A 15061-nucleotide genomic window follows, 5' to 3' on the forward strand; every position below is an offset into this window, starting at 1 on the left:
ACTCAATACTTAGCCGGGAATCAGGCGGTTGATATTAACCCCAAAACTAATGCCCTGCTCAGGCAACAAGGTGTAAAGGATTTTATTGGTTTATTACCCCGGGATATTTTTAGCTTTAAGCAATTACTTACCTTGCGCGGCTTTGTTTTTATGGTTTTGGGCGGTTTTTTAGTGGGCTTTGGCACCAGGTATGCCGATGGTTGTACGTCGGGTCATGCTATTATGGGCATTTCTAACCTTCAATGGCCGTCTATGATAGCAACATGCTGCTTTATGATAGGCGGCTTTGTAATGACCTGGTTTATTTTACCTTACCTTATGCAACTTTAACATGAAAAATATAAAATACCTCTTTATAGGTTTACTGTTTGGGGTGGTACTTGTAAAATCACAGGTGATCTCCTGGTTCAGGATCCAGGAAATGTTCAGGCTGCAGGCTTTTCATATGTATGGTATTATTGGCAGCGCTATTGTTGTTGGTATGCTATCAATTTTAATCATTAAACGATTCAGGATTAAAACCCTGCTTGGCGAAGTGGTTGTCATTCAACCAAAAAAATTCAGCTGGGGTAATGTTTACGGCGGATTGATATTTGGTTTAGGCTGGGCCATAACCGGGGCCTGCCCTGGCCCGCTGTTTGCGCAAATTGGAAGCGGCTTTTTGGTTACTGCTGTAACCTTATTAAGTGCAATTGCAGGTACCTGGGTTTATGGATTATTGCGTAATAAATTGCCGCATTGAGTTTTACCTGGCGCAAATCATTCCACATGATACAAAGAAAACACATCTCCAAATCAAACATCCTGTTTATAATACTCATGACAGCGGCTTTAATTACATTAATAAATCCTGTTGCCAAAAGCTATTTGATCCGTGGATTAATGGCTGTAGGATTTTTTAAGCCAGATCCGGAGGGCTATGCCCGTCATCATGAAGTATTTGCAAATCTGCCCGATTATAGATATAAGGATTCAACCGGGAATATCATCTCTTTATCGGGCTTAAAACATAAGGTAGTATTTGTAAATTACTGGGCAACCTGGTGCCCACCCTGCCTTGCCGAAATGCCATCGATCAATAAACTGTATGAAAAACTAAAAAACAATCCCAAAATAGTTTTTATAATGGTTGATGTGGATAATGACCCGGCCAGGGCCCGTATGTTCCTGCAAAAGCACAGCTATAACCTGCCATTATATACATCCCTTAACCAGCTACCAGATACATTATTAGACGGCACCATACCTACCACGCTTGTATTTGGCAAGGATGGAAGCCTGAAATATAGGCATTCGGGCGCGGTTGATTACAGCGGAGATAAGTTTAAGGAGTTTTTAGAAGAGGAAACGAATTAGAGCCCTCACCCAACTGTCCTTTGGAGAGGGTTGGTCGGGGCTTTTAATTTTTTTATTGTTATTTTCACACTTATTAATAATTTTTCTTTTCTTTACGGCATAAACCTGTTTTTCAATGAAAAGAAATCTGCTCTCCTCATTTGGCATTGCCGTGTTATGTTTAATTTCGGCAACCGGCTACAGCCAAACCGGTACTCTCAGCATCAGCACTGATTCAAAAACAACCATCAGCAAGCACATTTACGGGCAATTTGCCGAGCATCTGGGCCGTGGTGTATATGGTGGTTTTTGGGTTGATAAAAACCTGCCGGTTAAAAAGCAGGATCGCATCCGTTTGGATGTGGTTGATGCCCTAAAAAAAATCAAAATCCCTAACCTGCGCTGGCCTGGTGGCTGCTTTGCAGATGAATATCACTGGCGCGACGGTATAGGCCCCGCAGCACAACGCCCGCGTATGGTAAATACCAACTGGGGTGGTACCACCGAAGATAACAGCTTTGGCACACATGAATTTCTGGAGCTTTGCGACTTATTAAAATGCGAACCCTATGTTGCCGGCAATGTTGGCAGCGGCACGGTAGAGGAAATGTCTAAATGGATTGAATATCTAAACTCCAACAGCAGCAGTACAGTTGCACAAATGCGCGCCAAAAATGGCCACCCTGCACCTTATAAGGTAACTTTTTGGGGTGTTGGTAATGAAAGCTGGGGCTGCGGAGGTAATATGAAAGCCGAATATTATGCAGACCTGTTTAAACGTTACGCTTCTTTTGCCAAGGATTACCCGGGCGCAAAGCTTCAAAAAATAGCCAGCGGACCAAACGCTGATGATTATAACTGGACAGAAGTTTGCATGAAGAACATCCCAAATTCGATGATGTCGGGCTTATCGTTGCATTATTACACAATTCCGACAGGAGACTGGGGTAAAAAAGGATCGGCTACTGAGTTTAGTGAAAAGGAATATTTTAGCACTATGGTTAACTGCCTTAAAATGGAGGAACTGGTTAACAAACACTCTGCCATTATGGATAAGTATGATCCTGAAAAGAAAGTTGCTTTAGTTGTAGACGAATGGGGTGTTTGGACAGATCCTGAACCGGGTCCCGACCATGGTGTTTTATTCCAGCAAAACAGCCTGCGCGATGCTCTTATAGCCGGTACAACACTGAATATTTTTAATAACCATAGCGACAGGGTAAGAATGGCCGCGCTGGCACAAACTGTAAACGTATTGCAGGCGCTTATTTTAACCGACAAGGAAAAAATGGTACTCACCCCTACTTACCATATTTTTGACATGTACAAGGTTCACCAGGATGCTAAATACCTGCCAATTAAATTAAACGTACCAAATTACGAGGTTGATGGTAAAAAGATAGAGGCTGTAAATGCCTCTGCTTCGCAGGATGCTGCCGGCAAGGTGCACATTTCATTGGTTAATCTTGATTTGCATAATGCTATAACCATTACTACCGATTTGAAAGATGTTAAATGGAGTACCGTTGGCGGTCAGGTATTAACTTCGGCTAAAATCACAGATATCAACACTTTTAAAAATCCTAACAAATTGCACCTTGCGAGTTTTAACGGCGCCAAAAAAGATGGTGATAAACTGGTAGTAACACTGCCTGCAAAATCTGTAGTGACATTGGAACTGAATTAAGCCCCTCTAAATCTCCCCTGGAAGGGGAGACTTAAAAAATCTCTTCAAAGAGGCTGTATCATAAACATGATCAGCCTCTTTTTTCTTTGGATTTATTCGGGTCATAAATTTTATATGATACATCCCCTCGGGTAGAGCCTACAGCGGCTTTACTTTTATGCCCCAAACATCGCTCAAAGCTTTCTTAGCTGCATGATAACCGCACATACCWTGCACCCCACCACCTGGTGGCGTGGAGGATGAGCAGATATAAAGTCCTTTTGCTGATGTTTTATATGGCGATGAACGCAACACCGGCCGGGTAAATAGCTGACCAATGTCAATTACACCGCCATTAATATCGCCACCTACATAGTTGGGATTATATTCCTCTAACTGTGCTGTATTGAAAGCGTGCTTAGCCAAGATAGTATCCCTGAAACCCGGTGCGAAACGTTCCACCTGCCGCTCAATAATATCGGTCATATCTTTACCAGACCCATTGGGTACATGGCAATAGGCCCAGGCCGTATRCTTACCTTTGGGTGCGCGGGATTTATCAAACGTGCTTTGTTGTGCCAACAACACATAAGGCTTATCGGGATGCCTGCCCTTCCATATCTCTTTCTCCCCCTCGGCAATTTCCTCGAAGGTGTTGCCAATGTGTACTGTTCCGGCTTGCTTTACCGCTTCGGCTTTAAAAGGTATTGGTGCATCTAATGCCCAATCGACCTTAAATACACCGGCACCATAACGATAGCGTTCCAGCTGCCATTTGTATAAAGGTGAAAATTTATGGCCGGCTATTTTCAGCAGTTGTTTTGGTGTAATATCAAACAAAACCGCGTGGGCAGATGGCAGTTGATCTAATGACTGAACATAGAAACCTGTTTCAATTTTTCCGCCTATGGATATAAAATAGGACGCCAAAGCATTCGCTATTTGCTGCGAACCACCCTTTGGAACCGGCCAGCCTTTTAAGTGTCCCTGGGCCATTAATACAAGTGCAATAGCCGAGGTAGCTATATTGCTCAGCGGCTGTATGGCGTGGGCTGCCATTCCCCCGAACAGGCCTTTTGCTTTTTGGGTTTTAAATGTTTTAGCTAACCAGGTTGCCGGTGTAAGCGCCGGCAAACCAAACCGGGCCATTAACAAAGGGTGCTTCGGAAAATGCAGCGGGCCTAATACATCGGCTGCAATAAGGGGCCAGTTTTTAACCACCGGCTTCATAAGGTTTAGGTAAGCCTGTTCATCGGCGCCAAGCTGCTTTGCTGTTTCATCAACCGATTTTAGTAAAACGGCAGCCGTACCATCATCAAATGGATGGGCGGCAGCTGTTTCCGGAAAAATATATTCGAGGCCATGCTGTGCAAGAGGCAGTGTTTCAAAAAATGGTGATGCTACCGCTAATGGATGAACAGCCGAGCAGATATCATGTTTAAAGCCGGGTAAAGTAAGCTCTGCTGTACGCAGGCCTCCTCCTATTTCTTTTTTACCCTCCAGCAACAATACAGACATGCCGTTTTGCTGCAACAATATTGCTGCTGCCAGGCCGTTTGGGCCCGACCCAACTATTATGGCATCGTAATCGCGCTTTTCAAGCTTCATCTGTATATTTCAAAGTTTTTGAACTCCTAAGATATCCAAATTAACAGCTTCGCACCTATATAGTTTAATTAAAAACCTCGCCGGCATGGCTGGCTTCGGGCACCTCGATCAGTTTGCCCGACCGCACATCATACACGTAACCGTAAATGGGGATATGCCCGGCAACTAAAGGATGGTTCCTGATGCGCTCCACATCTTCGGTAACACTGGCTTCCAGGTTTTTAAAAGTAAGGAACGCAATATGGGCCGCCTCATCAGATCCACCGCTTTCATCGGTATTATGCCAGCCATTTTCATCAACCGCAGCTGTTTTTAAACTTGTAGCCAGCAGATTGCGAATTATGTCATCGGTAAATAAACCCATACCGCAATCGGTATGGTGAATTACAAACCACTCTTTAGTACCCAATAATTTATGCGAAATAACCAGCGACCTGATGGCATCGTCGCTTGCCCGCCCGCCCGCATTGCGGATCACATGCGCATCACCTTCGGCCAAACCTGCATACTTCGCCGGATCAAGGCGGGCATCCATACAGGTTAAAATAGCAAACTGGCGTTTGGGCGGTATGGTAAGTTCGCCCTTGTTGCCAAAGTGTTTCACATATTCACTGTTGGCTGAAAGTACCTGCCGATGCACTTTCGTCTTCACTTTCTCAAGCTCATCTATCGTGATTGACATAGTTTTAATTTTACGTGAATAAATATCAGGCCGATCTCCTGCTGTTAGCTATCAATGAGGCTTCATAAACCGAAGAAATAATATCCTCGCCAAAAAAGGTTCCCAAAAAGTCCAGGTCGATATGGTTATAGATAACCTGTTTATTGGTGTCAATAATGTAAGTAGCCAACAAGGGTACATTTACATCAATTCCCGAAAACCTGTTCCAAACCGGGTCGTTGTCAGAATAGATCCTGAATATATTAGCTATATTTTTTTCTTCGTCGTGATAAAAGTTAAGGGTTAAACTGTTTTCCCAGGCTTTCTTCCCCAGTTCTTCGGTACGCTCATCGCTTATGATCAACAAATTACCCCCGTTGGCTTTTATTTCCTGTTGAATATTGTTCAACTTCTTCAGCAGCTCAAAACCTTGCTGCCCCCAATGGCGCGAATAAAAAGCAATCACCAAAGGTTTATTTAACAACTGCCTTAATGAAATAGGTCCATGCGTTTGAGCCCCGTTAAAAAAGGATTGCCAGCGGCTGTAATCACTCAAAAATTTCAAATCGGGAATGTAGTTACCTGCTTTTACAGGTTTTAAAGGCTGGTAAGGTTTAAACGGAATATCATTATCTTGAACAATTTCCGAAAGATCAAAAAACGGGTATTTACTATTTGAGGTTAACATTTGTAATAGAATAATGGTATATAAATTATTTTTTGTTGGGGATACGGGATTAATACATCACGTTCAACAACGGCATAATCCATATATTACCCTGCTGTAATGTAACACACCATCGGTCGGCATATTCATTTGACTAATCAGATAAGCGTTCATAAAATATATTAAATAACGAGGTCAGTAAACTTTTTATTTGTTGAGGGGTTTTACGGAAGAGAAATTCAACAACAACACATACAGGCTATATCCTTAAGATCGTTATGACTTAAAAAGCTATTTGTATGGTATTTTTGCACTTTACTTTGCATGATTTTGAATTAACAAGACAAATATACTATAATGTCTATATATTTAGTATACTTTATTTGATATTTTATTTAATTTTTTCCTTTCTCTTTCTTACTAATAAAAAAGCMATGCTAAAAGGAGCTTACAAACATTTGCCGATACTACTTATCCTATTCATTTTCAATACATTTAGTTGCAAGCAGGTTATCAAACGTGAGCACTCAAAAGCCGACACATTAAAAAAGGAAATTGTTAAAGAATGGAATAAAACTATTCCAGGTAGCTTCAGCGACCAAACCAAACTTGTTTTTGATAGCGCGGAGGTTATTGCCTTTCTTAAAAAGTACCCCGCTTTTGAACCCTATGCTAAAGATATCAACATGTTTTATAGCAAGCGCAAATTTGCTTATGCCTGGTACGCCAACGGACAGTTGATAGAACAGGCCGGAAACTTATCAGACAGGTTAACTAACCTGCAAAATGAAGGTATTTATAAAGCCATCCCCTACCCAAAATCTTTAGATTCGCTTGTATTTGAGGTTCATCCCAAAGATAAAACCTTTAAACCCAATGTTTCCACCGAGCTAATGCTTACCGCCCAATACTTTGTGTTTTCGAAGTTGGTATTCCAGGGAATGAGCAATGCGACAAGCAAGGCCGTAAACTGGTATCTGCCCAGAAAAAAGATCTCTTATGATGATTACCTGGATACCCTGCTGAAACAAAAGGGTAAAATTGGCAGCACCCTATCTGAACCTGTTTACAGGCAATATGACCTGCTTAAAGCTTTTCTAAGCAAATACCGTGCTTTAGATGCCAAAGAAAAATGGCTTGCCATCCCTTCGGCGAAGGGAATAAAACCGGGAGATTCTTCAGTGGTCATATCGCAAATTAAAACACGGCTTTATAAACTGGAGGACTTTAAAGGAGATACGCTGAGTAACATATTTGATGAAGGACTAAAAGACGGCATAAAACAGTTTCAGTTAAGGCATGGCTTAACTAATGACGGCTTACCGGGCCCCGAAACTATTGCCGAAATGAATGTTCCACTGGAAACCCGTATCCGCCAGATTATTGTTAATATGGAACGATGCCGCTGGCTGCCGGTTAGCTTAAATACCAATTACCTGGCTGTAAACATACCCGAATTTAAACTGCATGTTTACCATGCTGACAGCCTGCTTTGGAGTTGTAATGTTGTAGTGGGTCAAAAAGTTCACCAAACTGTTATTTTTTATGGGCAAATGCAGTACGTAGTATTCAGCCCTTACTGGAACCTGCCAGAGAGTATTATCCGCAACGAGGTTTTACCCGCTCAGCATCGGAACCCTAATTATATAAATGAACATAATATGATCATCACCGGGCAGCTGAATGGCTTGCCTGTGATTAAACAAAAACCAGGTCCGGCAAATTCATTAGGGTTGGTAAAATTTCTTTTCCCAAATAGCTATAGTATTTATTTACACGATACACCTTCAAAATCATTATTCGGCGAATCATCACGGGCTTTTAGTCACGGTTGTATCCGGGTGGGTGAACCTGCAAAACTTGCGGCGTTTTTACTAAAAAGTGATACTACCTGGACGGCTGAAAAGATTAGCCTGGCAATGAACTCAGGTATAGAAAAGCAGGTTACACTGAAACAAAAAGTACCGGTATTTATAGCCTATTTCACCGCATTTACAGATAGGGGCAATAAGCTTAATTTCCGTAAAGATATTTACAACAGGGATGAGCAATTAGCGTCCATGATATTATCAGGGAGTGGAAATTATTAATATCTAAATAAAAGAGTCAGGCCGAAATAATTCAGCCTGACTCTTTTATTTTTAACGTCTGGCTACTTGAGCACCGATACCGCTTTATTAGCATCACCAATTCCCCAAACTGTTCCGGGCTTATCCCCCATGGTAATCACCAGTTCGCCGCCGTTCATTAAATCCTTATGGGCAAAATAAGTTTTGGTATAGTTGGCGCCATTAAGGCTCATTGAGTTGATATACTTATTTTTAGGTCCATTATTTTTCACCACAATATGAAACGTTTTATTACCCTGCAATTTCAGTGTTGCTTCATTGATAACCGGGCTGCCGAATACATATAAACCATTTGCGGGGTTAACCGGGTAAAAGCCCAGGGCCGATAAAACATACCAGGCCGACATCTGGCCAACGTCTTCATTACCGATAATACCATCAGTTTTATCGGTATAAAAATCGTCTAAAATGTAACGCACCTTTTCGGCTGTTTTCCATGGCTGGCCAGAGTAAGCATAGTAATAAGTCATTGGGTGACTTGGCTCGTTACCGTGCGCATATTGACCTATTAAACCCGAGATATCATTGGATGCTAATTTGCCCATATCGCCTTTAGCAATAAACAATGAATCCAGTTTGATATTAAATTTATCTTTACCGCCCAAAAGGCTGATCAAACCCTCCACGTCCTGCGGCACAAGGAAGGTATATTGCCAGCCGTTGCCCTCGGTAAAATCGCCATGCTCGTGAATAGAGATGAACGGGCTGTAGGGTGTACGCCATGCATTCTCTGACAGGCGGCCACGCATAAAACCGGCTTTGGGGTCGTAATAGTTTTTATAGTATTGCCCACGCTTGCTGAAATATTCATAATCAGCTGTTTTACCCAACTTTTTAGCAACCTGAGCAAGGCACCAATCATCAATTGCATATTCCAATCCCATCGAAACAGATTCGGCAGTACTATCAGCAGGTATATAACCAAAATTCTTAACAAATTTAATACCTCGGGCGTCCTGCATTGCTGTGGTTTTCATGGCCTCATAAGCCAGGTTTGCATCAAAGCCTTTATAACCTTTTAGTAAAGCATCGGCAACTACCGGAACCCCGCTGTATCCTACCATACAATTAGTTTCGTTAGCCATTAAATGCCAAACAGGTAAGCTCCCCTGCTGCTGATAAATGGCCAGCATAGAGTTGATCATATCGTTTGTATGTTCGGGATGGATAATGGTTGACAATGGGTTATTTGATCTGTACGTATCCCAAAGCGAGAACGTGGTCACATTATTAAAACCTATATTTTTATGTACTTTTTTATCGGTTCCCCAATATTCGCCGTTCACATCATTAAAAACAGATGGCGCAACCATGGAATGATAAAAAGCGGTATAGAATTTTTTAAGCTGCGAAATTGAATCTGCCTTGATGCTGATCTTCTGAAATTGTGTATTCCACGCCTTATCTGCATTAGCAACAACTTTGCTAAAATCCCAGCCCGGTATTTCGGCTTTGATATTTAACATGGCATTTTCGATACTTACCGGCGAGATACCAACTTTAGCATAAACTACTTCGCCCTTGGTGGTTGCAAAACTTATAACACCTTTAACTTTAATACCTTTTAATTGCGATCCTGCTGCTTTGGCTGTACTGTCGTACACAGTAAATGTTTTTATCGGCTTAGAAAAAACTGCTGTGAAGTAAATACGCTGATCAACAGCCCAGCCATTTGAAAAACGGTAACCGCAGATGGTACGATCATCCACTTGCTTAATGTACGTTTCCACAGGTCGGTCCCAGCCTATACCTTCCTTCAGGTCGATAACGATATGCGCATCTTTGGATGCAGGGAAAGTGTACTTATGCATCCCTACCCTGGTACTGGCCGTAAGTTCAACACCAATATCATAGCGTTTAAGTTTTACTTTGTAATAACCTGGTTTAACTACCTCATCCTTGTGGCTAAACAGCGATACATAACCGCTTTGCATATCTTTAAGCGTGCCTTTAATCGTTTTTATCGGGCCGGTTGTTGGCATAAAGGAAATATCACCTAAATCGCCTATCCCCGTGCCGCTTAAATGAGTATGCTGAAAACCAACAATGGTAGAATCGGAAATATGGTAACCGGAACACCAATCCCAGCCCTCAGATAAATTGGTTGGCCCCAACTGTACCGCGCCAAAAGGAACATTGGCGCCAACAAATACATGCCCATGAAAGCCTGTACCTATATAAGGATCAACATATTTTGTAAGACTGGCTGTTTTTACAGCCACCGCCTTTTTATGCGATTGACTAAATGAATTTAAAGCTAAAAGTGCCAGCATTCCGGCTAAACAGATCTGTTTTTTCATTTTATTTATAGGGTGATAGTGCAGCGGTTTATCATATTTTTCAAACCTAAACCACAGCACATAATAGTTTATTAATAAACGCTTAATTCGGCAACGGTAATACCATTACCGGCAATTACCCGCGTGGCTTCAAATTTAAAATACCTGGCGTTTACGGGCTTACTTAAAACCACCGGCTGCTCAATCGGGTTCGATTTAATGTTTGAAAACTCGCCAGATGCAGCTTTAGTCCATTCCTTACCATCGTTACTTGTATAAAACACATAGCTATCTACAATTCCTTCAGGTTGTTTATCCTGCCGTGGTAAATAACCAAAGGCTTTAATATCATGAGCCGTGCCCATATCAATAGTAATTTGCTGCGGATAGGTTGCAGCATCCTTTTGCAACGTACTGTACAGTGTACCGGGATGCTCATCAATGGCATTTTCGACGCCATTATTGTTTGCCGTTGCAGCATCCAAAACTTTCCAATAGGCTTTAGCATAACCTAATGAAACAAAAGTTACATCGCTTTTTTTTGTGGTGCCTTCAAAACTCCTTGCTTTAACCACTCCATCATCCATTACAGTAAATGGTTTTGTATATAATGGGGAGCTTAGTGCAGGCTCCTGCCCGTTTAAAGTATAACGGATAGCACCCACAGGAGCTTCGGTAGTAATGCTAACTTCACCTTTTTTATTCCTAACAATCTTTGGCGCTGTGAGGTGTACAGGTTCTTTATATAATCCAAAATCGCTTAAGGCTACAGATACTGGTGATTTGGTTATTCTTATTCTTATTTTACCCGAAGTAATGTTCTGTGTTAAACGGATCAGCCTGTTGCCGCCAATACTTGTTGCAGCCCCTATTTGCTGCCACTTACCGTTCACATAGGCATCTACCTCCAAAGCCTCAATACGCTGGCCCAGTTTAATATTCTCGCGCAGGCGAATCACATTAAAAGTTTTAGGGGTATGCAGGTCAATGGTCACTTCGGGCGTGGTGATTTTATCATCAGTAGCCCAATAACTGTAGCGGTCGTTATCAATCAAAAACTGGGGGCCGTACTTGGTTTTGTTGCCGCCGCGCACATTGCTGGCTGTTATTGTTGCACCTTTTGCCAGGTTAACAGCAAAGGTTTGTTTTAGCAAATTACCAAATGCGGTGAGCGATTTAACATCGATCTCATTTACTATTCCCCGCGGATCAGGAGATAAACCCAGGTCAAGCGCCGCCCCACGACCTACACTTTTATAATAAAGATCAAGCAGCGTATATGGCGATTTCACGCCATCGTCCTGCGTTTTATGGTAAAACCAGCCTGGCCTTAATGAAACGTCGCACTCTGCGGGCATCCAGTAATCACCGTTGCGGGTACCTTCTGTTCCTTCATAATCTTTCACAAAGCCGTTGCCTGGTTTCTTGCCTTCTTCGGGGGCGTGTGGCGTGTAAGTAGCCCAGCAGGTTTCACCGGCATGGCCCTCTTCGTTGCCAACCCAGCGCACATCAGGCCCCACATCGCCAAATATAACCGCGTTGGGTTGCAGCTTACGGGTAATTGCCCAGGTAGTATCCCAGCCATAATAAGTAGACCGGTCTATCTTTCTTATTTCGCGCTTGCCGCCATAATAACCATCACCACCATTGGCGCCATCGTGCCATGATATAAACAGGGGGCCATAATTGGTATACAATTCCTTTAACTGCGCGCGGTAGATGTTTATATATTCGGCAGTTCCGTAGTTAAGGTTGTTTCTATCCCATGGCGAGCAATAAACGCCCAGCTGCATGCCTAATTTATCGCAGGCATCCCGGTATTCCCTCATCATATCGCCTTTGCCATTCTTGTATGGACTTTTTGATATATTATGTTCGGTAGTTTTTGTGGGCCAAATGCAAAATCCGTCATGGTGCTTAGCCACAACTACTACGCCCTTAAAACCACCGGCTTTAGCCGCCGCAACTATTTGCATAGCGCTAAACTGCGAAGGATTGATCAGCTTCGGGTCTTCGTCTCCATAACCCCACTCCTTGTTGGTATAAACATCAACACCGTAATGAATAATGCAGTACATCTCCATCTGCTGCCAATTTAACTGACCTTTTGTTGGCAGCACACCGTAAGGCTTGGGCGCAGCCTGGCTAAAACCTTTTAGGCTAATGATAAATAACAATAAAGCAATACCTGTAAACTTCCTCATAAAAGATCTTTAATTTTTAAACCAATCTGCAGGTATATCCTGTGGTGCAGAACCGTTAACGCTATATTTCAATTTCAAGGTGAACCCTCCGCCGCCTTCAATAAAATCAAGTTTAAAAGGGTGCGCTCCCATTTTTAAAGCTATTTGCCCGCTGCGTTCCTGTGCCGAGTGATTACCATCATTATTTACAACTACATTTGGGCCTATACTTAATACTCCGCCATCATCGCATGTTAAATAAAAGCTGTAAATACCATCAGCCGGAACATCAATGTATCCCYTATAAGTAATACCAAATGAGGGTGCCTGTACTGTAGCAGGTACTTCAATTTTATCAGTTGTGAAAGTACTGTCTATTTTTGCATCCTTCATCAATACAGTTTCTTTAAAATAGGCTTTATAATAGGTACAGGTCAATCCAGGTTTTGGCGGTGCTATTTTTACCGGCCCAAGCATATGCTGTTGGGTATAATTTAAATTATAAACATCGCCACGGGTGCCGGTTGAAGTAAAGGCAGCAACCCTTACTAATTGGGATTTTTTTATAATTAATGGTGATGGTAATACTGGTGATTTAACATCGGGTAAAGCACCATCAGTAGTATAACGGATAGTTAAACTTTTTGATGGCGACGCTATGTTTAATTTGCCTTCATCGGTAAATACGTATTCATTTAAAAGATTAGGCAGATCGGGCAGGCGGTAATTGATCTTCAAAGCATCCATCCTGCTATATTCCTGCACGAGGCGCTGCAAATAAGAATCGTATTTATCCGGTTGGTTTGTCCAAAGTAATTCTGCCAATGCAGTCATCCTCGGCATATACATATAGTCGGCACGCCTTTCGGATGGGATCTGCTCTGTCCAGATGTTTGCCTGCGCACCAATGATGGATTTGGCTTCTTCGGCATCTAATACTTTGGGAATCGGATTAAAATGATATACTTTATAGATAGAATACTGATCGGCCTGGTTATCAAAATAGAGCGGTTCACCGGGAGTCATAATCACAGTATTGCCGTTTTTAACTGCCTTAACCGGTGCTTGCGGCACCCAGGTGCGCCAGTACATCACAATAGCTGTGGGGCTGATGCCGCCTTCAATAATCTCATCCCATCCTATTAGTTTACGCCCTTTTGAGTTAAAGAATTTCTCCATCCGGTTAATGAAATAACTTTGCAGAGCCGGCAGGTCTTTAATGCCCTCCTTCTCCATCAAAGCTTTGCAAGCTTCAGATTTACCCCAATCGGTACGGTCAACCTCATCACCACCTATGTGAATGTATTTAGATGGAAAGATATCCATGATTTCGCTGAATACATTTTGCGCAAACTCAAAAGTAGTTTCGTTACATGGGCAAATAGGTTTGGTAAACAGCGCACCCCATTTATTTTCGCCATTGCAGGTTAAAAACGGGTACGAGTTGATAGCCGCCATCATGTGCCCGGGCATATCAATCTCGGGAATAATATCAATGTGCCTTGCAGTTGCATAAGCTACAATCCCCTTCATTTCCTGCTGCGTATAAAAGCCGCCATACAAGGTTTTACCTTCACGTTGGATGATGTGCTCTTTATCAATAATAAAGTCGGGATTATCCATTGAGAGTTTCATGCAAGACGAATCCTGGTTGTTAAATGTACGCCAGGCGCCCTCTTCTGTTAGTTTTGGGTATTTTTTTATTTCGATACGCCAGCCCTGGTCATCGGTTAAATGGAGGTGCAGCTTATTCATCTTATAAAGCGCCATCCTATCGATAAACTTCTTAAGATAGCTTACAGAGAAAAAGTGTCGTGATACGTCCAGATGCATGCCCCGCCATTCATAAGCCGGCTTATCTTCTATCGATACTACAGGTAAAGTTAATTGCTTATGAATTGCGCCGGTTTCAATAGAAACGGGCAATAATTGCCGGATAGTTTCTACGGCGTGGAATACACCAGCTGGATCTTTAGCCTTGATAATCAATTGTTTAGTGGTTATACTTAACCTATATGCTTCTGGTGCGGTAATGCCGGCATCATAAACCAGTTTAATAGTGCGTGGCTTGTCGGTTTTAGTTAGTTTTAATGATCTGCCCAAACCCTTTTGCAGCAGCTTATTAAGTTCGGCAGCTTCGTCGGTAAATTCTTTTGCAGCTATAATGCTTGTTTGGGATGTTATTACAAAAGAGCCGGTGCCTGCTACCAACTCACTTGGATACGGGATCAAAGGAAACTTTGATACTTCCTGTGCATTTGCAGCAAAACAGGTTGTCATCATCATAACCGTGAAGTTAAATAAAGAGATTTTTTTAACGAAAGTCATCATCAGCAGTTAGGATTATTGATAAAGTTAAAAAGACGAAATTATGATCATAGGTGTAACCAACCCAACAAAATTAAAATAAAACATGTCGCTTTTTACACGGTTTATATAATTTGAAGAATAATTTTATAAACATATTAAAACTTTTTAATATTATTTCAAAAGGCTCTAAATTGTTACTTGTGTACCGTGAACAACATTAAAC

11 protein-coding genes are annotated in these 15061 nt (G+C 42.1%); 5 read left to right on the plus strand and 6 right to left on the minus strand.

Going from position 1 to position 15061, the window contains the following annotated elements; translation table 11 throughout:
• From AC1DPZ_RS11705 to AC1DPZ_RS11720, 4 genes are all read left to right on the plus strand, one after another.
• The coding region (locus AC1DPZ_RS11705; RefSeq protein WP_477403439.1) for a YeeE/YedE family protein at positions 1 to 330 on the plus strand (330 nt) is incomplete at its 5' end.
• A gap of 1 nt (position 331) precedes the next feature.
• Positions 332 to 742, plus strand: a complete 411-nt coding sequence (locus AC1DPZ_RS11710) for a DUF6691 family protein (RefSeq protein WP_477403441.1) — start codon at positions 332 to 334, stop codon at positions 740 to 742.
• A 26-nt stretch (positions 743 to 768) separates the two neighbouring features.
• A complete protein-coding gene (locus AC1DPZ_RS11715; RefSeq protein ID WP_477403443.1) occupies positions 769 to 1356 on the plus strand; it encodes a TlpA family protein disulfide reductase in 588 nt (195 codons plus the stop codon).
• A gap of 115 nt (positions 1357 to 1471) precedes the next feature.
• Complete coding sequence (locus AC1DPZ_RS11720; RefSeq protein WP_477403445.1) at positions 1472 to 3022, plus strand: alpha-N-arabinofuranosidase; 1551 nt, start codon at positions 1472 to 1474, stop codon at positions 3020 to 3022.
• Positions 3023 to 3160: 138 nt separating this feature from the next.
• Here AC1DPZ_RS11720 and AC1DPZ_RS11725 read toward each other — a convergent pair whose 3' ends face one another.
• The 3 genes from AC1DPZ_RS11725 to AC1DPZ_RS11735 all read right to left on the minus strand — a co-directional run bounded on the left by AC1DPZ_RS11725 (position 3161) and on the right by AC1DPZ_RS11735 (position 5958).
• Positions 3161 to 4609 carry a phytoene desaturase family protein gene (locus AC1DPZ_RS11725; protein WP_477403447.1) on the minus strand — a complete coding sequence of 483 codons (1449 nt, stop codon included), beginning with the start codon at positions 4607 to 4609 and terminating at the stop codon, positions 3161 to 3163.
• Between the two features lie 64 nt (positions 4610 to 4673).
• Positions 4674 to 5291: a beta-class carbonic anhydrase gene (locus tag AC1DPZ_RS11730; protein ID WP_477403449.1), complete on the minus strand. Its 618-nt coding sequence runs from the start codon at positions 5289 to 5291 to the stop codon at positions 4674 to 4676.
• A gap of 25 nt (positions 5292 to 5316) precedes the next feature.
• A complete protein-coding gene (locus tag AC1DPZ_RS11735) occupies positions 5317 to 5958 on the minus strand; it encodes a redoxin domain-containing protein (protein ID WP_477403451.1) in 642 nt (213 codons plus the stop codon).
• 413 nt (positions 5959 to 6371) lie between these two features.
• Between AC1DPZ_RS11735 and AC1DPZ_RS11740 the strand changes: the two genes are divergently transcribed.
• A complete protein-coding gene (locus tag AC1DPZ_RS11740) occupies positions 6372 to 8027 on the plus strand; it encodes a L,D-transpeptidase family protein (protein ID WP_477403453.1) in 1656 nt (551 codons plus the stop codon).
• A gap of 62 nt (positions 8028 to 8089) precedes the next feature.
• On the opposite strand, the gene AC1DPZ_RS11745 is transcribed toward AC1DPZ_RS11740, so the two are convergent.
• The 3 genes from AC1DPZ_RS11745 to AC1DPZ_RS11755 form a co-directional block, all read right to left on the minus strand.
• Positions 8090 to 10366, minus strand: coding sequence for a GH92 family glycosyl hydrolase (locus AC1DPZ_RS11745; RefSeq protein ID WP_477403455.1), 2277 nt, complete (start codon positions 10364 to 10366; stop codon positions 8090 to 8092).
• A 71-nt stretch (positions 10367 to 10437) separates the two neighbouring features.
• Positions 10438 to 12549, minus strand: coding sequence for an alpha-L-fucosidase (locus AC1DPZ_RS11750; protein WP_477403457.1), 2112 nt, complete (start codon positions 12547 to 12549; stop codon positions 10438 to 10440).
• A gap of 9 nt (positions 12550 to 12558) precedes the next feature.
• A complete protein-coding gene (locus AC1DPZ_RS11755) occupies positions 12559 to 14814 on the minus strand; it encodes a family 20 glycosylhydrolase (RefSeq protein WP_477403459.1) in 2256 nt (751 codons plus the stop codon).
• Between the last annotated feature and the right edge of the window lie 247 nt (positions 14815 to 15061).

The sequence above is a fragment of the Mucilaginibacter sp. P4_G9 genome (assembly GCF_056400985.1).

Bases quoted from the DNA above. Each gene is read 5' to 3' on its own strand.
- AC1DPZ_RS11730 (WP_477403449.1), bottom strand. From the start codon at position 5,291: ATGTCAATCACGATAGATGAGCTTGAGAAAGTGAAGACGAAAGTGCAT.
- AC1DPZ_RS11720 (WP_477403445.1), top strand. From the start codon at position 1,472: ATGAAAAGAAATCTGCTCTCCTCATTTGGCATTGCCGTGTTATGTTTA.
- AC1DPZ_RS11735 (WP_477403451.1), bottom strand. From the start codon at position 5,958: ATGTTAACCTCAAATAGTAAATACCCGTTTTTTGATCTTTCGGAAATT.
- AC1DPZ_RS11750 (WP_477403457.1), bottom strand. From the start codon at position 12,549: ATGAGGAAGTTTACAGGTATTGCTTTATTGTTATTTATCATTAGCCTA.
- AC1DPZ_RS11740 (WP_477403453.1), top strand. From the start codon at position 6,372: ATGCTAAAAGGAGCTTACAAACATTTGCCGATACTACTTATCCTATTC.
- AC1DPZ_RS11710 (WP_477403441.1), top strand. From the start codon at position 332: ATGAAAAATATAAAATACCTCTTTATAGGTTTACTGTTTGGGGTGGTA.
- AC1DPZ_RS11715 (WP_477403443.1), top strand. From the start codon at position 769: ATGATACAAAGAAAACACATCTCCAAATCAAACATCCTGTTTATAATA.
- AC1DPZ_RS11745 (WP_477403455.1), bottom strand. From the start codon at position 10,366: ATGAAAAAACAGATCTGTTTAGCCGGAATGCTGGCACTTTTAGCTTTA.